19 protein-coding genes are annotated in these 18,721 nt (G+C 66.3%); 9 read left to right on the top strand and 10 right to left on the bottom strand.

Annotated elements, in window-relative coordinates; translation table 11 throughout:
- The first annotated feature begins 194 nt into the window (after positions 1–194).
- Complete coding sequence (locus tag RDCOP1_RS12785) at positions 195–554, top strand: hypothetical protein (protein WP_072701071.1); 360 nt, start codon at positions 195–197, stop codon at positions 552–554.
- Positions 555–589: 35 nt separating this feature from the next.
- Complete coding sequence (locus RDCOP1_RS12780) at positions 590–1,093, top strand: hypothetical protein (protein ID WP_072701069.1); 504 nt, start codon at positions 590–592, stop codon at positions 1,091–1,093.
- Between the two features lie 465 nt (positions 1,094–1,558).
- Here the strand turns inward: RDCOP1_RS12780 and RDCOP1_RS21515 are convergent, their stop codons facing one another.
- Together RDCOP1_RS21515 and RDCOP1_RS21950 are read right to left on the bottom strand one after the other, a co-directional pair.
- Positions 1,559–1,705, bottom strand: a complete 147-nt coding sequence (locus tag RDCOP1_RS21515; protein WP_169848889.1) for a hypothetical protein — start codon at positions 1,703–1,705, stop codon at positions 1,559–1,561.
- A 145-nt stretch (positions 1,706–1,850) separates the two neighbouring features.
- Entirely contained in the window at positions 1,851–2,501 is a 651-nt protein-coding gene (locus RDCOP1_RS21950; protein WP_111731613.1) for a translation initiation factor IF-2 N-terminal domain-containing protein, read from the bottom strand.
- 690 nt (positions 2,502–3,191) lie between these two features.
- Between RDCOP1_RS21950 and RDCOP1_RS12765 the strand changes: the two genes are divergently transcribed.
- Positions 3,192–3,626, top strand: coding sequence for a helix-turn-helix domain-containing protein (locus RDCOP1_RS12765; protein WP_072701063.1), 435 nt, complete (start codon positions 3,192–3,194; stop codon positions 3,624–3,626).
- An 880-nt stretch (positions 3,627–4,506) separates the two neighbouring features.
- Here RDCOP1_RS12765 and RDCOP1_RS12755 read toward each other — a convergent pair.
- Positions 4,507–4,911 carry an SdpI family protein gene (locus RDCOP1_RS12755; RefSeq protein WP_072701061.1) on the bottom strand — a complete coding sequence of 135 codons (405 nt, stop codon included), beginning with the start codon at positions 4,909–4,911 and terminating at the stop codon, positions 4,507–4,509.
- A 104-nt stretch (positions 4,912–5,015) separates the two neighbouring features.
- Here RDCOP1_RS12755 and leuS point away from each other — a divergent pair, with 104 nt between their 5' ends.
- Positions 5,016–7,895, top strand: a complete 2,880-nt coding sequence (gene leuS, locus RDCOP1_RS12750; RefSeq protein WP_072701059.1) for a leucine--tRNA ligase — start codon at positions 5,016–5,018, stop codon at positions 7,893–7,895.
- A 60-nt stretch (positions 7,896–7,955) separates the two neighbouring features.
- On the opposite strand, the gene RDCOP1_RS12745 is transcribed toward leuS, so the two are convergent.
- The 3 genes from RDCOP1_RS12745 to RDCOP1_RS12735 form a co-directional block, all read right to left on the bottom strand.
- Positions 7,956–8,615, bottom strand: coding sequence for an IF2 family translation initiation factor (locus tag RDCOP1_RS12745; RefSeq protein WP_072701057.1), 660 nt, complete (start codon positions 8,613–8,615; stop codon positions 7,956–7,958).
- Positions 8,616–8,694: 79 nt separating this feature from the next.
- Complete coding sequence (locus RDCOP1_RS12740; protein ID WP_072701055.1) at positions 8,695–9,258, bottom strand: flotillin family protein; 564 nt, start codon at positions 9,256–9,258, stop codon at positions 8,695–8,697.
- Positions 9,259–9,375: 117 nt separating this feature from the next.
- Positions 9,376–10,200 (bottom strand): alpha/beta hydrolase, encoded by an 825-nt coding sequence (locus RDCOP1_RS12735; protein WP_072701458.1) that lies wholly within the window; start codon positions 10,198–10,200, stop codon positions 9,376–9,378.
- Between the two features lie 152 nt (positions 10,201–10,352).
- On the opposite strand from RDCOP1_RS12735, the gene RDCOP1_RS12730 reads away from it, so the two are divergent.
- Genes RDCOP1_RS12730 through RDCOP1_RS21505 form a run of 3 tightly spaced genes read left to right on the top strand, consistent with a single transcriptional unit; the run spans position 10,353 to position 12,821 of the window.
- A complete protein-coding gene (locus tag RDCOP1_RS12730; RefSeq protein ID WP_072701054.1) occupies positions 10,353–10,736 on the top strand; it encodes a nuclear transport factor 2 family protein in 384 nt (127 codons plus the stop codon).
- Positions 10,736–11,716: an alpha/beta fold hydrolase gene (locus tag RDCOP1_RS12725; RefSeq protein ID WP_072701052.1), complete on the top strand. Its 981-nt coding sequence runs from the start codon at positions 10,736–10,738 to the stop codon at positions 11,714–11,716. Before RDCOP1_RS12730 ends, RDCOP1_RS12725 begins: the two co-directional genes overlap by 1 nt.
- A gap of 37 nt (positions 11,717–11,753) precedes the next feature.
- Entirely contained in the window at positions 11,754–12,821 is a 1,068-nt protein-coding gene (locus RDCOP1_RS21505; protein ID WP_072701050.1) for a DUF6777 domain-containing protein, read from the top strand.
- Positions 12,822–12,832: 11 nt separating this feature from the next.
- On the opposite strand, the gene RDCOP1_RS12715 is transcribed toward RDCOP1_RS21505, so the two are convergent.
- Together RDCOP1_RS12715 and RDCOP1_RS12710 are read right to left on the bottom strand one after the other, a co-directional pair.
- Complete coding sequence (locus RDCOP1_RS12715; protein ID WP_072701456.1) at positions 12,833–13,504, bottom strand: SDR family oxidoreductase; 672 nt, start codon at positions 13,502–13,504, stop codon at positions 12,833–12,835.
- Positions 13,505–13,554: 50 nt separating this feature from the next.
- A complete protein-coding gene (locus RDCOP1_RS12710; RefSeq protein ID WP_072701454.1) occupies positions 13,555–14,205 on the bottom strand; it encodes a SanA/YdcF family protein in 651 nt (216 codons plus the stop codon).
- A 53-nt stretch (positions 14,206–14,258) separates the two neighbouring features.
- Between RDCOP1_RS12710 and RDCOP1_RS12705 the strand changes: the two genes are divergently transcribed.
- The gene (locus RDCOP1_RS12705; protein ID WP_072701049.1) at positions 14,259–15,269 is read left to right on the top strand and encodes a PHP domain-containing protein; all 1,011 of its coding nucleotides are present in this window, start codon (positions 14,259–14,261) and stop codon (positions 15,267–15,269) included.
- A gap of 6 nt (positions 15,270–15,275) precedes the next feature.
- Positions 15,276–16,709 (top strand): flavin-containing monooxygenase, encoded by a 1,434-nt coding sequence (locus RDCOP1_RS12700; RefSeq protein WP_072701047.1) that lies wholly within the window; start codon positions 15,276–15,278, stop codon positions 16,707–16,709.
- Between the two features lie 36 nt (positions 16,710–16,745).
- Here RDCOP1_RS12700 and RDCOP1_RS12695 read toward each other — a convergent pair whose 3' ends face one another.
- Positions 16,746–17,771 (bottom strand): pirin family protein, encoded by a 1,026-nt coding sequence (locus tag RDCOP1_RS12695; RefSeq protein ID WP_072701045.1) that lies wholly within the window; start codon positions 17,769–17,771, stop codon positions 16,746–16,748.
- A complete protein-coding gene (locus RDCOP1_RS12690; protein WP_072701044.1) occupies positions 17,768–18,706 on the bottom strand; it encodes a spermidine synthase in 939 nt (312 codons plus the stop codon). Before RDCOP1_RS12690 ends, RDCOP1_RS12695 begins: the two co-directional genes overlap by 4 nt.
- Positions 18,707–18,721 lie beyond the last annotated feature (15 nt).

The raw sequence follows: 18,721 nt of genomic DNA, 5'->3' as shown, positions 1-18,721 counted from the left end.
GCTATACGAGACCGGCATACAAGACAGTTAAACAGGACGGCCGGGCGGCCGTCTTCCCCAGGACACGATCGAGTGCCGGGCCGCTTCGCGTGTGCTGTTTGAGGATCGTTAAACAGCACACCCTTCCCGCCCGGCCAATCCAACCGCTATCCTGTGATTAGTTGTCATTTTTGTTTAAAGATTATGATCAAATCATGGATAGCTACAGCGAGTTGAGGTCGGCGGTTGCAGACTCCGGAGTGCACACCACGACGATGGAGACCCTCAAGCGGATCCAGGACGCGGGACGACTGGGTATCCACGTCCGGTCCGCCATCAGCCGGGCCCTGGCGTCTCACGGGATCGGTCACCTTCCTGCAGAACTGCCGCCCAACCAGGACGACGAGGTCCGCCTCTACCTGTTAGGCACCCCCATTGCCGATGTGGTGAGCGCGGTCCTGACCCCTAGTGAGCGTGGGGATGCGATGTTGCGTTCCGTGGGTTCGTCCGATGCCCAGGAGAAGCTCGCGTTGATCCGGGACATCGTGTGCGGTTCCCACAAAGAGGGGATCTGACGTGCTCGTACCTGACAGGGATCGAGGGGTGGGTCGTGCACGCCTTCATTGACGAGTCGAAGCGCGGCGACTACATCCTGTGCGCGGTGACTGTCCTGCCGGCGGGCGTGGACGAGATGCGAAAGCGGATGAGGGACCTGTGCCCCAAGGGGAACAGCCGGATTCACATGAAGTCAGCAGGGAAGGCCGCATCGAAGATCGTGACCGAGGTCGCGAAGTTGGACGCCGAAAGTCGCCTGTACGTGGTCAAGTCGCCGAAACTTACCGAGCGTGAAGCACGGGACCTCACGCTCGAGGCTGCGGCTTACGACTTGATGGAACTGTCGGCAAGTCGCGTCGTCATCGAGTCATGCGACCAGGACAGGGAAGATAATCGGGCGATCCGGAAGGTGGTAGGCCCTCAAGCTCCGTTCGAGTACCTTCACGATCGACCGAGCAATCCGTTGCTGTGGCTTCCGGACGTTCACGCGTGGGCGTGGGGCCGGGGTGGGTCCATGCGCCGCAAGATCGAGCATCGCATCGAAGTCGTGACGCTTTGAGATACGCGAAGGTCCCCTCCGGATGGAAGGGACCTTCTACGTGTGATGGGCACGCAAGGCTGGAAACCATTAGGTGGAGCTGCCCACGAATGGGTACTTACGCTCCGGAGACCTCCTACACGTACCGCTTCCCTTGACTACTGTCTCGGGCACCTACGACTGTAGCACTTCAGTACCGTTCCAGTACTACCTCTGTACTAGTACAGCACCATCTCTACAGAGCTTGCGGGCGCTCAAGTCAGCCGTCCTGAGCCCCGCTTGGCCGATGCGGATCAGGTCGTCGGTGGTGCGCATCGGATTGGCGAGGAAGGCTCTGAGATCCTCCGATTGGGGCCAGTTGGTTACGCGCGCCTCAAGCAGCAGCGTGAACGCCATTCTTGGCGATTTTTACTCTGACCTGGGGTTTTGCCGGAGATTTTGGATAGACTTGTCCCTCCCTCAGAAGTCAGGCGTTTTTTGCCCGGCCTACTTGCTCTTCTTCTTCGCCTTGACAAGGCGGACTGCGCGCTTGTTCACGCGATCCGACACCAAGGGAAGAAGCCGCAGTACGAAATTTCCGACTGCGAGGAGAGCAGCAGGGACGGACAGATGTTCCGCGATAGTCGCGAGCATCGCCGCACCTCCGCTTCTGGGGGATGACACCGACCAAGGCCAGTGTTTTGTGGGCCGCAGCGGGATTTGCTGCGGAGTTCGAGATGCCTTTGGGCATAGAAAAACCCGCTCCGGTGGAGCGGGTTCGAGGTTGTTGTGGAGCTGCTTACCAGCGACGCGTGCGGTTCCTGGCACGATCGTCGGCGGCGATCATCACGAGTCCGATCTTGAACAACCAGCCGCGATTGCCACGGCGAACGGGAGTCAGATGACCGCGGCGGATCCAACTGCGAACGGTCGAGGGGGCGACTCCGAAGAGCACGGCTACTTCATTGGTGGTGATGAGTCGGTTGTAGTAGGCGTCCGAGATTCCCAGTTTGGGAAAAACCTCGGGATCTTTTGTTCTGCTGCGTGTTTCGCTCTGCGCTCGCATCAGGTCGTCTCGATCGTAAAGGGTGGCGCGACCACGTTTTCCCTTGCCTTGTATATAGCCGCGTGAAGCCCATTGGCGAATCCGGTCGGGGCGGATGCCCAGGATCTGTCCAGCTTCGACGGCGGTGATCAATTGGCTCTGGGCCACGGCGGGCGTGCGTTTGTTCGGAGCCGGGGGACGCGGTCGCGGAGGCGGTTGAATCGGCAACGGATACGGGGGCCGGCCACTGGGCGGCGCCATCCGCATCCGTTGCACCACCTCACCCCTGAGGGTTGATGAAGCCGACTTCACGAACTCGCCCTGGTGCCGAAGCTGCGCAAGTAGGTCTCTGCTGGGGATGCCCAGTTCCTTGGCGAGTTCGTGGACCCGCATCTCATTGCTCAATCGGGCCTCGTGGTGTCGATCAAGTGTGACGGTGCATCAGTTCCGAAGTTTACGCGCCACCGCTCGAAATGCATCCGAGCTGATCAAGGCATAAAAAAACCCTCCCGGGAAACGGAAGGGCATTGATTTTGGGCGCAAAAATTCCGCCAACGGCAACAGTACACAATTTTGGGAGGGGCGTCAATCGGTGGACCATGTGTGGATCTCCCAGTGAAACCCCAGAGAACATCCCCGGTGAAGTCACCAGGAATGTTTCTCAGCTGAGGTCTCGGTGGCGTCCCCCGCTCGCGGGGGGCGGTGCAGCGATCATCGAGATTCAGTGGGGACGTGATGGATCCGGCCGGTGGTGGTCGAGGAGTTCGGCGACGTCCAGGGGTGGTGGCGCGCAGGGCGGTGATGTGTCCGTCGGTGATCCACACGGTGCCGTAGCTTGTCGATGGTGGCATCGGGTGTGGGTGTGTGGATTTCGGTGCGGGCGAGGACTTCTCCGGTGGGGCCGACCATGACCCCGAACAGATCCGCGTCCTGATCGGGCGGGAGCCCTCAGATTGGGGTCCTGTTGACGATCGTCAAACAGCACACTCAGGAATCCGCCCCAACGAGCCATGCGGACTTCCGCCGCGAGTCGAAGATTGCCCATTTTGCGTTTATTTCGTTTGCTGCGTATATTTCACTTAGAGGAGGTGGGGTATGTCCGCGATCGAACATCCCAGTGCCGTGGAGCAGGAACAGGCACGACAGGCGCTCAATGCCCTCCGGGACGTCAAAACCGGTCCCGACACGCTCGACGTCACCGTCGCCGGGGCAACCGAGTCCGTGCACCTGCCGAGTGCGGCCCTGGAGTTGATCAAAGACGTCTTGGCCAACATGGCGGCCGGCCAGGGAGTGACCGTGGTTCCCGCGCATGCCGAGCTCACCACCCAGCAGGCCGCCGAGCTGCTCAACGTCTCGCGCCCGCACGTGATCAAACTCCTCGACCAGGGCCTCATCCGGTATCGACTGGTGGGCCGGCATCGCCGGATCCTGGCGTCGTCGCTTCTCACGTACCGGCGCACCCAGCAGCGCGACGCGCGTGGGGCGGCGGACGAACTGGCCGCGCTGTCCGAGGATCTCGGACTGTACTGACGTGACCCCGTAGAGTTCGCCGCTGATGTTCGGGTCGGCGTCGACCAGTTGCGCTTCGATCGGCACCGCCGCCCACGGGGCGTCGACAGCGGTACGGATGAACCAGTCGCGTTGGGCGTGGCTGATCCGGGAGCGCACCTTGTGTGTGCGGGCAGTATCGTCGGCTGATCGCCTGGGCGGGTCCGGGTCCGGGCAGGTCGTAGCGGGCGGCCACGGTCACTGTCGGATAGGCATGGGCCTTTGCGGTCGCGGTGTCGATGTCGCTGCTGCGGCCGGCGATCACCAACATGGTGGCCCCGGCCTCGCCTCCGGCGCGGTTCACAGCTCCTGCTGCCCGGGCGGGTCCGGGTCGGTGTCGTCGTCGCCTCCCGGATCGGTGCGTTGGAGTCGCAGCGGACGTGCCTGCGTTCGTCACAGTACGGATTTCCGTCGGGTCCGGCCGGCTCGAGGTGCGGATCGTGCGAGCAAGGGCGCGCAGCTGCTGGAGCGATCGGATTCCGTCCGGGACGCTGCCGTCGCCGGGTGGCCGTCCCCCTCGGGAGCAGGCGCGGAAGTCCTCAGTGCCGGTCTCGTTCATCGCATCGTGGAGGTCTTGCGCTGCGGCGATGCACTCGGCGCGGTCCTGTTCGGCGAGCGAGCCGAGGTACCTCTTGCCTCTCCGGCGCGATTCGGTGGCCGGTGCGTCAGCTGTGGGTCGATCGTGTGCGGAATCGGCCGCGTGGTGCGGGTGAACATCGTTCCCCTCGGTGCGTATTCGGTGGTCTCTCATCATGCACGCCACCTGACGGCTCGACCGCGCATCGGCTCTGGACGGATGCGATCACACTGCCCCCGGGCACAGGTAGGTTGCCCGGCGGACCGGCAGCGGGATAGGAAGAGGTCAGGCGCTCGGCTCGCACGCCCCGCGAAGGCTGCACGCACCGCATGACGAGCCGCACCCGTCGGATTCCTCGGGCTTCGTGGCTGCCGCGACCCGGGCACCGACAGCGCCACCGGCACCGGCGGTGACGAGCGCCGCGACGACGGTGACGACGATCGCGATGACCGCCGCGACGGTCGGCAGCGTCAGGGACGCGATTCCGCCCACACCGAGGAGGGCAGCGGCACCGAGCATGCTGGGGGCAGCGACCTTGTTGGCCAGCGCGAATGTGGCGTCGTCGCGCATCGAGTCGGGGGTGCGCACGCCGGCCCAGCGGTTCCGCGGCAGCTTCCCGGCCAGTGCTGCGGCACCGACCGCTCCGACGACGAGAGCGAGCAGGAAGAGCAGAAGGGCAACGATCAGCACCCGGTAAGGATACGCGCCGGGCGAAGGCACCGGTCGGGTCGGGTGCGGGCACGTTCTACCCTGGTAGGAGCCCACAAACGCCGGCCGAGTAGATAGCGATCAACGTGACCCGTCCCGATCAGACCCCCGCACAGCCGCACACTGCTGCTCAGCAGTCGTCCGACGCCACCCCGAAGCATCGGTACACCGCCGAACTCGCGGGGCAGATCGAGCAGCGCTGGCAGGAGCTGTGGCGCGAGCGCGGTACCTTCCACGCCCCCAATCCGGTAGGTGCGCTGGCCGGCGACGTGCCCGCCGACAAGCTGTTCGTGCAGGACATGTTCCCGTACCCGTCGGGCGCGGGTCTTCACGTCGGTCACCCGCTGGGCTACATCGCGACCGACGTGTACGCGCGCTATCACCGCATGCAGGGCCGGAACGTGCTGCACACTCTCGGCTACGACTCGTTCGGCCTGCCGGCGGAGCAGTACGCCGTCCAGACAGGAACCCACCCCCGCACGACCACCGAGGCGAACATCGCCAACATGAAGCGCCAGCTCGGGCGTCTCGGACTCGGGCACGACGAGCGCCGGTCCATCGCGACGACGGATGTCGACTTCTACCACTGGACGCAGTGGATCTTCCTGACCATCTACAACGCCTGGTACGACCGGGCGGCAGGCAAGGCCCGCCGGATCTCCGAACTCGAGGCGGAACTGGACTCGGGTGTCCGCTCGCTCGAGGACGGGCGGGACTGGTCGAGCCTGTCCGACACGGACAAGCAGGCGGTTCTCGACGACCACCGGCTGGTGTACCGCTCGAATTCGCTGGTCAACTGGTGCCCCGGGCTGGGTACGGTGCTCGCGAATGAGGAGGTCACGGCGGACGGTCGTTCCGAGCGTGGGAACTTCCCGGTGTTCCGGAAGAACCTGCAGCAGTGGATGATGCGCATCACCGCGTACTCCGATCGGCTGATCGACGATCTCGAGTACCTGGACTGGCCCGAGAAGGTCAAGTCGATGCAGCGTAACTGGATCGGCCGCAGCAACGGTGCGCAGGTGAAATTCGCTGTCGCCGGCCATGATTCGGATATCGAGGTCTTCACGACCCGCCCCGACACGCTGTTCGGTGCCACCTACGTCACCCTCGCACCCGAGCACGCACTGGTCGACGAGATCGTCGCCGCGTCCTGGCCGGAGGGCGTCGATGCCCGCTGGACCGGGGGCGCAGCCACTCCCGCCGAGGCAGTGGCCGCGTACCGGGCGTCGATCGCGGCGAAGACCGACCTGGAACGGCAGGAGAGCAAGGAGAAGACGGGCGTCTTCACCGGTGCGTTCGCCGTCAATCCCGTGAACGGCGAGAAGTTGCCGGTCTTCATCGCGGACTATGTCCTCACCGGGTACGGCACCGGAGCCATCATGGCGGTTCCCGGCCACGACCAGCGTGACTGGGAGTTCGCGACCGCGTTCGGTCTGCCGATCCGCGAGGTCATCGCGGGCGGCGACATCTCGGTGGAGGCGTACACCGGCGACGGTGAACTGGTGAACTCCGGCTACCTCGACGGCATGACGGTGCCGGACGCGAAGAAGGCGATCATCGCCGAACTCGAGAAGTCCGGCGCGGGAGTCGGAAAAATCCAGTACAAGTTGCGCGACTGGCTCTTCGCGCGCCAGCGCTACTGGGGCGAGCCGTTCCCCATCGTCTACGACGCACAGGGTAATGCTCATGCGATCCCCGAATCGATGCTGCCCGTGCAGCTTCCGGAGGTCGAGGACTACGCTCCCGTCTCGTTCGATCCCGACGACGCCGATTCCGCGCCGTCGCCCCCGCTGGCGAAGGCCGTCGACTGGGTGAACGTCGAACTCGATCTCGGTGACGGTCTGCAGCACTACACCCGCGACACCAACGTGATGCCGCAGTGGGCCGGAAGTTCGTGGTACCAGTTGCGGTACATCGATCCGCTCAACCAGGAAGAGTTCTGCGCCAAGGAGAACGAGCAGTACTGGACGGGGCCGCGTCCGGATCTGTACGGGCCGAACGACCCGGGCGGTGTCGATCTCTACGTCGGCGGTGTCGAGCACGCCGTGCTGCACCTGCTGTACGCGCGCTTCTGGCACAAGGTGCTCTTCGACCTGGGTTACGTGACCTCGTCCGAGCCCTACCGTCGCCTGTTCAACCAGGGATACATCCAGGCGTACGCCTACACCGATGCGCGCGGCGTCTACGTTCCGGCGGACGAGGTCGTCGAACGCGACGGCAAGTTCTTCTGGGCCGGCCCCGGTGGTGAGCAGGAAGTCGCCCGCGAGTACGGGAAGATGGGCAAGTCGCTCAAGAATTCGGTTGCGCCCGACCAGATCTGCCACGACTACGGTGCCGACACGCTCCGTGTGTACGAGATGTCGATGGGCCCGCTCGACCAGTCGCGCCCGTGGGCGACCAAGGACGTCGTCGGTGCGTCCCGGTTCCTGCAGCGTGCGTGGCGCTTGGTCGTCGACGAGGAGACCGGCGACGTGCGGGTCACCGACGAGACGCCCGGGGACGAGACCTGGCGCGCGCTCAGCAAGGCGGTGGCCGGTGTCTCCGACGATTACGCGAACCTGCGCGACAACACCGCCGTCGCCAAGCTCATCGAGTACACCAACCACCTGACCAAGCAGTATCCGGCGGGTGCGCCGCGTGTCGCGGTCGAACCGCTCGTGCTCATGCTCGCTCCGGTGGCACCGCACCTCGCAGAGGAACTGTGGTCGCGGCTCGGGCACACCGAATCGCTGGCGCACGGGCCGTTCCCCACCGCCGACGAGAAGTGGCTCGTCGAGGACACCGTGGAGTACCCGATCCAGGTCAACGGCAAGGTACGCAGCCGCATCACGGTGCCGGCGGACGCGAAACCCGATGCGATCGAGGCCGCAGCGCTGGCGGACGAGAAGATCGTGGAGATGCTCGCCGGTGCGGCGCCCCGCAAGGTGATCGTCGTGCCCGGCAAGATGGTCAACGTCGTCAAGTAGATCGAACAGAGCAACGAGTGCCCGGCGGCCGGTGGGCTGCCGGGCACTCGCCTGCTTCGGCTACTGCGACTTACGCGCCGACTTCTCCGCGTCGGCGAGGTTGCCCGCCTTCTTCGCGTGCTCCTCGGCCTTCTTGGACTCCAGCTTCTTTGCCACGGCATCTTCGAGCGCGATCTTGGCCGGCTCGGATGCCTGCTTCTCGGCCTCCCGGACGACGGCCTGCTGCTTCCGCTTGGTCGCTTCGGCGGACTGTCGTTGCTTCTCGGCCTGCCGCTCGGCCTGTGCGGTCTGGGCGGCCTTCTTCTGCGCCGCTTCCTGCCCCGCCTGCTTCTCTCGCGCGGCGCGCTGGCTGCGTGCCTGCTCGACTTCCTGTTCGCGTTTCCGGCGAGCGTCCTCCCGCTCGTCGGCCGCGCGTTCGTGTGCGCGCCTGAGTTCCTCGTCTGCGGCACGTCTTTCGTCGGCAGCCTTCCTGTCGAGTTCTTCGGCGCGGATCACGGCCTGGGCGCGTTCGTTGGCGAGTGCCCCGCGGGTCGCGATGTCTTCGTCGCCGACGACACTGCCGACGATTCCGTCGAGCATCCCGAGGCCTCGCTCGTACATCAGCCGTGGCATCGCATCGGGCGGAAGGATCCGCAATTGCCGTTCGATCACTCCGAGTGGGAAGCGGACGACCCGGTATTGCAGTCGCAGAACGCTTTTGGGTAAGGCGATCAGGTCCATGGGCGCATCTCCAGTCTCCGGTTCTGTGGTCCGTACGAATCCGAGGTCACGGAACACGGGTAGCCGGGCAACAGCCCGGTCAGCGGTCGTGTTCTTCGAGCGTTTCTTCGAGTGCCTCGGCCCTGCGACGTTCCTGTTCTGCTTCCAGTCGGGCGCGTTCGGCGTCGCTCACGGCTGCCCCGTGTTCGGCGTGGGCCTCATTCACGTCGGCGGCAACGTCGGCAGCCTCGGCGTTCTCCCGCACGCGGGCGCGCTGCTCGTCGATTGCCGCGTCGCGTGCCGCCCGGGCCTGCTCGCGCGCGACATGTTCCTGCCGTTCGCGTTCGGCCTGCTGCTTTCGCAACTCGGCTTCCTGCTGGGCACGTGTTTCGGTGGCGTCGGCGCGGCGCTGCGCCGCCTCACGTTCCTGGCGGCCGGCGTCGTGCACGGCCTCGAGGTGTTCGGTGGCCTGTTTCGCCTCGGCTTCGGCCATCCGCGCGGACGTGTCCGCTTCCTTCAGTTTCCGGGCCTCCTCCTGTTCGAGGCGGCCTTCTGTTGTCAGGGAATCGTTGCGGGTGAGCGCACCGGTCACTTCCTTGAACTTGCCGACGACGGATTTCCTCAATCCGTCGCGGGCCTTGTGTGATGCATCCTCTTCGGCCACGGGAACTCCCTTCCGATGGATCCACGAGAAAGTGGTTCTCGGGGGGATATCCGCAGAAGGGGTGCTTCAATCCTCGACGGGCCCTCGATCTCGGCCGATCGGGAATCGTCGCGGCCGTCAAGCCGGAGTGCGAGTGTCCTCGAGGTTGCCGTGCACGAAATCGAGCACGTCGCCCAGCACTTCGTCGTGGTTGGTCTCGTTGAAGATCTCGTGCCGCGCGCCGGGATAGATCTTCGACGACGCTCGGGGGCCGGCCAGGGTGGCCCAACCGGCCGCGGTGCCGTCCAGGGGCACGAGCCGGTCTTGTTCTCCGTGCAGCCAAAGCACCGGCACGGTGTCGATCGCACCGGCCGAAGTGATGAGGTCCAGGCAGGACTTCAAGGCCTGGAGGGTGCGGCGCTCGAAGGGGCCGTGCCACACGAGCGGATCTTCGACGTACGCGCGACCGACCTCGGGATCGCGCGAAAGTGTCGCGGGATCGATAGGGGCGTCGGGGATCTCGTCTGCGGCCAGCAATTCGTCGACGACGGCCCAGGTGCCGAGGACCGGGCCGGAGAGAACGACCGCTGCGAGTTCGCCTCCGAATCGCTGCGCGTACCGGGCGGCGATCATGCCGCCCATCGAGTGCCCGATCAGTGCGACGGGAAGCCCGGGGTTGTCGTTGCGCGCCGTGAGATCGAGGAGACGGAAGTCGTCGACGACGCGCTCGAAGTCGGACACGACTACACGCTCACCGTCGCTGAGGCCGTGACCGGCATGGTCGACGGCGTACACCGCGGCGCCGTCGGCGACGAGTCGGGCGGCCACGTGGTCGTAGCGTCCGGCGTGCTCGCCGTAACCGTGACACAGCAGTGCGATATAGCGGGGCGACGCCGTCTCCCATCGTCGCGCCGCGAGTGTTCCGGCGTGTCCGTCGAGGGTGAAGGCGAGGGTCTCGGGCATCGGGCTCCTGGCGTCGCGGGTGAAACCGTCGTTGGCGGGGGTAAGCATGGCACGCCCGAGGGCTGGATCGGCGCCTTCACGGTCTGTCGGGAATGCGCGTCGTGCTCTAACCTCCAAGGTGAAACACGTTCTAGAAACGAAGGGGCACACCTATGGCACCCACCCGTGACGCGATTCGGACCACGGTCGAGAACTATGTCCGCTCGGTGGCGAAGGGAACGGTGGACGACGTGCTCGCCCTCTACGCACCCGGCGCGACCGTCGAAGACCCCGTCGGTACGCCGGTGCGCACGACCGAAGCGGAACTGCGCGAGTTCTACGGGGTGATCGAACCCATGACGCAGACGGGCGAGGTGCTCGAACTCAAGATCGCGGAGAACAACGCGGCCTTCCTCTTCCGGCTCGTCACCCACCTCGGCGAACAGGATCTCGTCATGGAGGTCGTCGACGTCATGACGTTCGACGAGGAGGCGAGAATCTCCAGCATGAAGGCATATTGGAGCCAGGAGGACATGAAGACCGTCCCGGCGTCCTGATGGCGACCCGCACCGTCGAGGTCGACGGTTTCACGTGGAACATCCACGACGACGGTGAGGGCCCCGCCGTGGTCATGTGCCACGGCTTTCCCGGCCTCGGCTACAGCTTCCGGCACCAGAGCGCCGCCCTCGCCGCCGGCGGCTTCCGGGCGCTCGCGCCCGATATGCCGGGCTACGGGGGGACCGGGCGACCGCAGGCGGTCGAGGAGTACACCTCGGTCGCCATCGCCGACCGTCTCGTCGGCTTGCTCGACGCACTGGGTATCGACAGGGCGGTGTTCGTCGGTCACGACTTCGGTGCGCCCGCAGCGTGGACCGTCGCACTGCGTCATCCTTCGCGCGTTTCCGGTCTCGTCCTGCTGGCGGTGCCGTACACGCCGGACAGGTTGCCCGCGCGCCCGACGGAGTTGTATCGGAAGATGGCCCGCCGCCATTTCCTGCACCTGCACTACTTCCAGGAGCCCGGCGTCGCAGAATCCGAACTCGATCCACGGGCACGAGAGTTTCTGCATCGACTGTTCTTCGCGCTCTCCGGCGACTACCGGTATCTCGACGTCTGGAATCACCCAGCGGAAGGAAACGGTTACCTCGACGTCCTCCCCCAGGCGCCGGATCTTCCGTGGGGGTGGCTCACGGAGGAAGAACTCGACACATACGCCGCAGCGTTCGACCGGACGGGATTCGGCGGCGGATTGTCGTGGTACCGCGCCTACGACGCGAACTGGATCGCTTCGGCGCCCTACGCCGGGGCCGCCGTCACCGTGCCGACCCTGTTCGTTGCGGGCGACCGCGATCCGGTGCTGACGATGTCGGGTACCGAGGCGCTCGATCGAATGGCCGCAGCGGTCCCCGACCTGCGCGGTGTCCATCTCCTCGCCGGAGCCGGACATTTCGTGCAGATGGAACGGAAGGACGAGGTCGACGCTCTGTTGCTGCACTTCGTAGGCGAAGTCGGTTCTGCTACCGGAAGTTCCGAATAGCCGATCCTCCGATGGCCGGCGCCCCTAACATGACGACGTGGCCACCGACACAGTGCGAGGACTCGGACTGGTGCTCGCACTCACCGCACTCGTGGTGGGTGCGTGTGGCTCGGGCGGCTCGCAGGAGCCCGCGACCGTTCGGCTCCAGGTCGCCACATCGCAGGGCGAGTATCCGTGGACGGGCCCGCTGCTCCCACCTCAGGCACCGGTCGCCGTTCCCCCGCCCGCACCGGACGCCGTCGAAGAGGCCGGCGACCCGGTATCGGCAGACGGTGCGGTTCCCTCGGTACCGGGCGACCGGGCGGCGCTCTACGGCGGAAGCCTCGAACGAACGCTGTGCGATCGGAACGCGATGGTCGACACCCTCGAGGGGGATCGTTCCAAAGCGGATGCCTGGCGCGGCGTGCTCGAGGTCGCCGACATCCGTGGCTACATCTCGAAACTCAGTCCGGTGCTGCTCCGCGCCGACACCCGCGTCACCCTGCACGAGTACCGCGACAACGCGGCGAGTCCCGTGCAGGCCGTGCTGGAGACAGGGACGATCGTGCTCGTCGACAACCGCGGAGTCCCCAGGGTGCGGTGTGCGCGCGGAAATCCGTTGTCGTCGCCCGTGATGACGGCCGATGCGGAACTCGAGGGCCGGACCTGGCCGGGCTTGAATCCGGAGCGACTGTTCGTCGTTCAACCCGCCGAAAAACCTGTCGAGGAGTTGCGGGTCGTCGACATCATGACCGGCGGCATCCTCCCGGTCCGGGTCGGAGAGGGTAAACAGGCGCCCGCGCCACCACCCCCACCGCCGCCGATCGAGACGTCGACGGAAAACCCGCAGTCTCCGTCATCGGAGGAGCGCCGCGCTCAGGTGCAAGAACCCGCACCCGTCCCCGAACCTGCCCCCGCTCCGGCACCAGCGGCACCGCCGCCGGAGTTCGTGCCGCAGCCCGCTCCGGCTCCGGCTCCGGCCCCCGAACCGGCGCCGGCCCCACCACCACCTGCGCCTGTCCGGCCGCCCGCTCCCGCACCGGCGCCTCCGCCACCTCCCCCGCCGCCGCAGATTCAGATCCCGATCCCGGGCGCACCGCCGGTCGTCATTCCCCTACCGTTCTGAGGTTTTTCCGCTCACCACGGTCGGAGGACTATCTCGGTGGGCTGTGCGTCGCGTGGCGTCTCGACTGCTTGCCGCACTGCGCGGGCCACGGTGCCCGGCTTCAGGAAACGCTCCGGGTCGTATTCTCCGCCCTCCGTCGCAACGATCGCGCGTTGCATGTCGGTGTCGATCCGGCCCGGATGCACGGAGGTGACCCGCAGCGACGGCTCCTCGAGCCGGAGTGCGTCACCGAACGCACGCAGTGCGAACTTGCTCGCCGCATACGCGCCCCATCCCGCGTTCGCGCGTAACCCGGCGCCCGAATTGATGAGCACCACATGCCCGCTCGCTGCCCGAAGGGCCGGAAGCAGCAACCGGGTGAGTTCGACGACCGCGACGACGTTGCTTTCGAAGGTGTCACGCCACTGCGCCGCATTCGCGTCGGCGATCGTTCCCAGGTCCGCGATTCCTGCGTTGTGCACGAGGACGTCGAGGCGGTCGATATCCGCCGTCGCCGCGGCAACGGCGTCGTGATCGAGAAGGTCGACGGGCCACGCGGTCGCACCCGGAAGCTCGGCGAGCACGGCGTCGAGAGAGTTGCGGCGTCGTCCGCCGAGAAGAAGATCGTGGGTGGGTGCGAGTTCACGGGCGATCGCGGCGCCGAGACCGCGGCCGCCGCCGGTGATGAGGGCTGTTGGACGCATGGCGTCCACACTATGAGCTGCGGCGCGGCATCGACACCCGCGGACGGGCGTCAATGCACGGCGAGGATTTCGGCGAGCCTGTCGTCGGGCGGGGTGCTGACAAGCGGATCACGTGGGAACCGCAACTCCAGGAACGCCTTCGGCCGTGAGAGCAGGAATTCGCGAAGAAGATTGCGGACGCGGGTGCTCACACGGACGTTCCCGCCCGCCCGGACCCCGGTGATGTCGATACCCGCCCGGCGGCACAGAGCGACGGCGCGGGAAAGGTGGAACGACTGGGTCACGACGAGCGCCTGCCTCACCCCGTAGGTCTCCACCGCGCGCCGTGCGGTGTCGTAGGTGTCGAGCCCGTAAGGATCGGTGACGATTCGCTCGCGCGCGACGTCGTGGGCGACGAGGTACCGCACCATCGCTGCGATCTCGTCCCCGGATCGGCCTGCCGCGTCGCCCGACACCAGCACGGCCTGCACGCGCCCGGCGCGGACCAGTTCGATTGCGGCGTCGAGACGTCCCCTCAGGTACGTCATCGGCAGACCCGCGCGCACCCGCGCCCCCGGCACGATCACCACGGGTGCGGCGGGCGCGTCGGTGAGGTCCACCATCCGGTCGTCGGCCTGTGCGGTCACCTGCGACGACACCCAGGCGAGCACGGATACGGCGCCACCGGCGGCGACGGTGAGGACAATCGGACATTTCGGCATGATCTCCACGGTACGGGCCCTCGCGGGGACGATCTCGCGGCCACAATGGAGTGATGGATCCGGTCACAGCTCTCAGTGAGGTCGCGTTCTATCTCGAACGCGAACACGCCGCCACCTACCGCGTCCAGGCGTTCCGGCACGCGGCCGATGTGGTCGCGGACCTCGACGACCTCACGCGCGCGTCGCGGCGGCGGAGCGACAACTGGACGGAACTGCCCGGTATCGGACCGAAGACGGCGGCGGTCATCCGGGAGTCGTTCGACGGTGTTCCCGACTATCTCGTCCGGCTTCGCGAAGAGGCCGAACCGATCGGCCTGGGTGGACAGGAGTTGCTGGCTGCGTTGCGGGGAGATCTGCACACTCACTCGGACTGGTCGGACGGCGGTAGTTCCATCGAGGAGATGCACAGTGCCGCGTCCTCGATGATCGGACACGAATACTTCGCGCTCACCGACCACTCCCCGCGCCTGACGGTCGCGAACGGGCTGAGCGCCGAACGCCTGCGCACACAACTCGACGGCGTCGCCGAGATCAACGAGAAGGGCGAGGGCGCAAGGATACTCACCGGTATCGAAGTCGACATCCTCGACGACGGCACCCTCGACCAGGACGAGGGCCTTCTTGCGGAACTCGACGTGGTGGTGGCCAGTGTGCACTCCCACCTCCGTGCCGACCGGGACGTGATGACGAAACGGATGCTCTGCGCCGTCGCAAATCCTCACGTCGACGTGCTGGGCCACTGCACGGGCAGATTGGTCACCGGCGGCCGTGGGCAGCGTCCGGAATCGAAGTTCGACGCAGAGAAGGTGTTCGCGGCCTGCCGTGACCACGGCACCGCGGTGGAAATCAACTCGAGGCCGGAGCGGCGCGACCCGCCGTCACGCCTGATCGATCTTGCACTCGAGACGGAATGCCTGTTCTCCATCGATACCGACGCGCACGCGCCCGGCCAGCTCGCATGGCTGGGTTACGGTTGCGAGCGCGCAGCCGAGCGGGGCGTCGAACCGGATCGGGTGATCAACACGTGGCCGGCCGGCGACCTCCTGGCCTGGACCGAAGGGTAGGAAACGGTGGAACATGTCGATGTGCTGATCGTCGGAGCCGGACTCTCCGGGATCGGTGCCGCCTATCGCCTTCGGACGCGGTGCCCGGATCTGAGCTACGCGATCCTCGAGGGTCGCGACGCGATCGGTGGAACGTGGGATCTGTTCCGTTACCCGGGAATCCGCTCCGACAGCGACATGTACACCCTGGGGTACCCGTTCCGCCCGTGGCGAGGTGAGAAGTCGATCGCCGACGGAGCGGACATCCTCCGATACGTGCGCGCCACGGCCGCAGAGAACGGCATCGACAAGCGAATACGATTCGGCCACAAGGTCACCGAGGCTTCGTGGTCCACCGAGCAGGCCCGCTGGACCGTGCGGGTCCGCACCGCGGACGGGATCACGGAGTGGACGTGCTCGTTCCTCTATCTGTGCAGCGGCTACTACAGCTACGAATCCGGGTACCTTCCCGAGATCACCGGGCTGGACGATTTCTCCGGCACCGTGGTGCACCCCCAGTTCTGGCCCGACGGTCTCGACTGGCACGACAAGAAGATCGTGGTGATCGGCAGTGGAGCGACGGCGATGACTCTGGTGCCCGCGCTCGCGGAACACGCCGCGCACGTGACCATGCTGCAGCGCTCACCGTCGTATGTGATGTCCCTTCCGGCCCGGGACCCGTTGGCGCGTGGGCTCCACCGGTACCTGCCCGGTGCCGTCGCCCATCGTGCGGTGCGAGCCAAGAACGTGATGACCAATCTCGGCTTCTACCAGTTCTGCCGTCGTGCACCGTTTCTCGCGAAGCGGGTGCTGCACATGCTCACCGAGCGTCAGTTGCGCGACGATGTGCACGTCGATCCGCACTTCACTCCTTCGTACGATCCGTGGGACCAGCGGCTGTGCGTGGTGCCGGACTCGGACCTGTTCCGGACTCTGCGGGCCGGTACCGCCGAGGTCGTCACCGACCACATCGACACGGTCACCGAGAAGGGCGTCCGATTGCGTTCGGGCACCGAACTCGAGGCCGATATCCTGATACCCGCGACCGGTCTGCGCCTCGTTCCGGCCGGCGGGATCTCGATCACCGTCGACGGCGAACCCGTCGATCTCTCGACGAAGGTCATCTACCGGGGAACGATGCTCGACGGCATCCCGAACGCTGCACTGTGCATCGGTTACACGAACGCGTCGTGGACCCTGCGTGCGGACCTCGCATCGCTCTACGTGTGCCGCTTGCTCGGCTACATGCGCCGGAAGGGATACCGGATCGCAGTACCGTCCTACACCGGGAACGGGGAGCGCAGACCGCTGCTCGGACTGAACGCGGGATACATCCACCGTGCCGAGAAATCACTGCCTGCACAGGGTTCGCGCAGTCCCTGGCTCATGCGCCAGAACTACCTGCTGGATCTGCCCGCCATGAGGCTCGGCCGAGTCACCCGGTCCATGCATTTCGAGTGACGAGGGTTCGAGTGACGAAGGCGGGAGGCGGTCCCGTCAGGGAGTTTCGAGCTTCCCGTCGGGGTAACGGGCGAAGCGTCCCGAATCCGCCGGATGGACCGGGCCGTCGGAGTTCCACGGCCAGCCACCGAACCCCGTGCGCCGGTAGTCGTCGAAGGCTTTGCGCACTCCCGCTTCGTCGTTGAGGACGAACGGTCCGTACGACACGACGGGTTCGCCGATCGGGCGACCCTGCAACATCAGGATCTGCGTCGCCTCTCCGCCGCCCCGGAGCACGACCGGCGCGGACGCGTCGACGAGCGCACCGTGCCCGGCCTCCACCCGGGTGCCGCCGATATCGGCTGTGGAACCGTTGTAGACGTAGAGAACCCGCCGGGTTTCGGAACCGGCGGCGGGCGGAAGAGTCCACTCCGCGCCGGCCTCGAGGTCGATGTTCCAGATCGCGACGTCGGCGTCGGGCCGGGACGCCCAGGAGGCCGGCGGCGGCGACGGCGGGACGGCGTCACCGAGGGCCCCTGCGAGCACCCGGACGTGCGTGGCGCGTCCCGAGGCGTCCGTCGACGCGACGGTGGGCGTCGCCTCGCTCCACAGCATCGTGAAGTGCGGGTCTGCGGTCTTCGACTCGCGGGGAAGGTTGAGCCAGATCTGGAACAACTCGAGGGGATTGGGGCGGTCTCGGTGGAGAAGCGGGAACATCTCGCTGTGCACCACGCCGTTGCCCGCGGTGAGCCACTGCGTGTCGCCCTCCCCGAAGCGCGCTGTGGCACCCACCGAGTCGGAATGATCGATGATGCCCTCGCGCACGAACGTCACGGTCTCGAAGCCGCGGTGCGGGTGCTGGGGGAAGCCCGGGACGGTCGTCCCGTGGTACATGTTCCAGCCCTCGGGGTTCCCGAAGTCCTGACCGATGGGCCGCCCGGTGAGCGGAGCGTCGGGACCGAGTTCGGAGTTGCCCGCCGGATACGCGTCCACGTGGTGGGCGACGAAGAGGAACGGATCGATCGTCTGCCAGGGCGAACCCAGAGGAAAAACCTGCATTACGGGCGAGTCCACGGAAGTCATGACTCCTGCAACCCCTGCGGCTTCCCATTTGTTCCGCCCTCTGCCGGTGTGGCGGGCTTCCGTACGGGGGCTTCACTGTCGTCGATCACGCGGGAACCCGCCGCGAACCGTCGCACCTGGGTGTCGTCCCACAGATGTGCCGGGACCGCCCCGCCGAGCAAATCCCTTGCCAGAGATGGGTTCCGGTCCAGCGGAGTGTCGCTTCCGGCGATGATGATGTTGCCGTAGCGCCGGCCCTTGAGCATCGCGGGATCGGCGATGACCACCAGGTGCTCGAACACGGACCCGATCGTGGCGGCTTCGCGTCGCGCGGTCGTCAGGTCGCGGGTGTCCCCGCAGTTGACGACGTAGATGCCCCCGGGAGACAGCACTCGCCGCGCGTGCCGCGTGAACTCGACGGTCGTCAGGGCCACGGGCGTCTTGTTGAAAGCGAAGACGTCGCGGACGATGAGATCTCTGCTGTCGTCCGAGAGGGTGGTGAGCACCGCGCGAGCTTCACCGACTCGAATCCGGAGCAGGGGCGCGCGGGGCAGGTCGAACCACTCCCGGACCAACTCGGCGAGCCGGCCGTCGATCTCCACGACCACCTGACGAGCGTCGGGGTACACGGCCGCGAAGTACCGTGCCATCGTGCAGGCTCCCCCGCCGAGGTGCAGGGCGCGGATCCGGGCGTCGTCGGCGAACCTGCTCTCGACGAGCATCGCGATCCAGCGCATGTACTCGAATTCGAGCAGCGTCGGGTCGCCCAGGTCGATGTGGGAGCTGGGTACACCGTTGACCTCGAGCACCCAGCCGTCGGGCAGATAACGGTCCTTGACCAGCTCACATGTACCGGTGTCGATGTCGTACATACCTTCGACGGGGCCCTTCGGCTCATCCGTCGTTTTTCCCCGGCGCGGCGTCGATGCAGCCCGGCCACCTCGCTGCCTGCCCATTCTTCGAGCCTAGTC

Source organism: Rhodococcus coprophilus NBRC 100603, assembly GCF_001895045.1.
GTDB classification, from domain to species: Bacteria; Actinomycetota; Actinomycetes; order Mycobacteriales; family Mycobacteriaceae; genus Rhodococcus; species Rhodococcus coprophilus.
Note: the sequence above shows the minus strand (reverse complement) of the source record. Positions and strands in the feature narration are given on the sequence as shown.

What these genes read in the sequence shown, in the direction of transcription:
- RDCOP1_RS12765 (WP_072701063.1), top strand. Translation starts at nt 3,192, where the DNA reads ATGTCCGCGATCGAACATCCCAGTGCCGTGGAGCAGGAACAGGCACGA.
- RDCOP1_RS12715 (WP_072701456.1), bottom strand. Translation starts at nt 13,504, where the DNA reads ATGCGTCCAACAGCCCTCATCACCGGCGGCGGCCGCGGTCTCGGCGCC.
- RDCOP1_RS12710 (WP_072701454.1), bottom strand. Translation starts at nt 14,205, where the DNA reads ATGCCGAAATGTCCGATTGTCCTCACCGTCGCCGCCGGTGGCGCCGTA.
- RDCOP1_RS12705 (WP_072701049.1), top strand. Translation starts at nt 14,259, where the DNA reads ATGGATCCGGTCACAGCTCTCAGTGAGGTCGCGTTCTATCTCGAACGC.
- RDCOP1_RS12785 (WP_072701071.1), top strand. Translation starts at nt 195, where the DNA reads ATGGATAGCTACAGCGAGTTGAGGTCGGCGGTTGCAGACTCCGGAGTG.
- RDCOP1_RS12745 (WP_072701057.1), bottom strand. Translation starts at nt 8,615, where the DNA reads ATGGACCTGATCGCCTTACCCAAAAGCGTTCTGCGACTGCAATACCGG.
- RDCOP1_RS12735 (WP_072701458.1), bottom strand. Translation starts at nt 10,200, where the DNA reads ATGCCCGAGACCCTCGCCTTCACCCTCGACGGACACGCCGGAACACTC.
- RDCOP1_RS12690 (WP_072701044.1), bottom strand. Translation starts at nt 18,706, where the DNA reads ATGGGCAGGCAGCGAGGTGGCCGGGCTGCATCGACGCCGCGCCGGGGA.
- RDCOP1_RS12695 (WP_072701045.1), bottom strand. Translation starts at nt 17,771, where the DNA reads ATGACTTCCGTGGACTCGCCCGTAATGCAGGTTTTTCCTCTGGGTTCG.
- RDCOP1_RS12730 (WP_072701054.1), top strand. Translation starts at nt 10,353, where the DNA reads ATGGCACCCACCCGTGACGCGATTCGGACCACGGTCGAGAACTATGTC.
- RDCOP1_RS21515 (WP_169848889.1), bottom strand. Translation starts at nt 1,705, where the DNA reads ATGCTCGCGACTATCGCGGAACATCTGTCCGTCCCTGCTGCTCTCCTC.
- RDCOP1_RS12725 (WP_072701052.1), top strand. Translation starts at nt 10,736, where the DNA reads ATGGCGACCCGCACCGTCGAGGTCGACGGTTTCACGTGGAACATCCAC.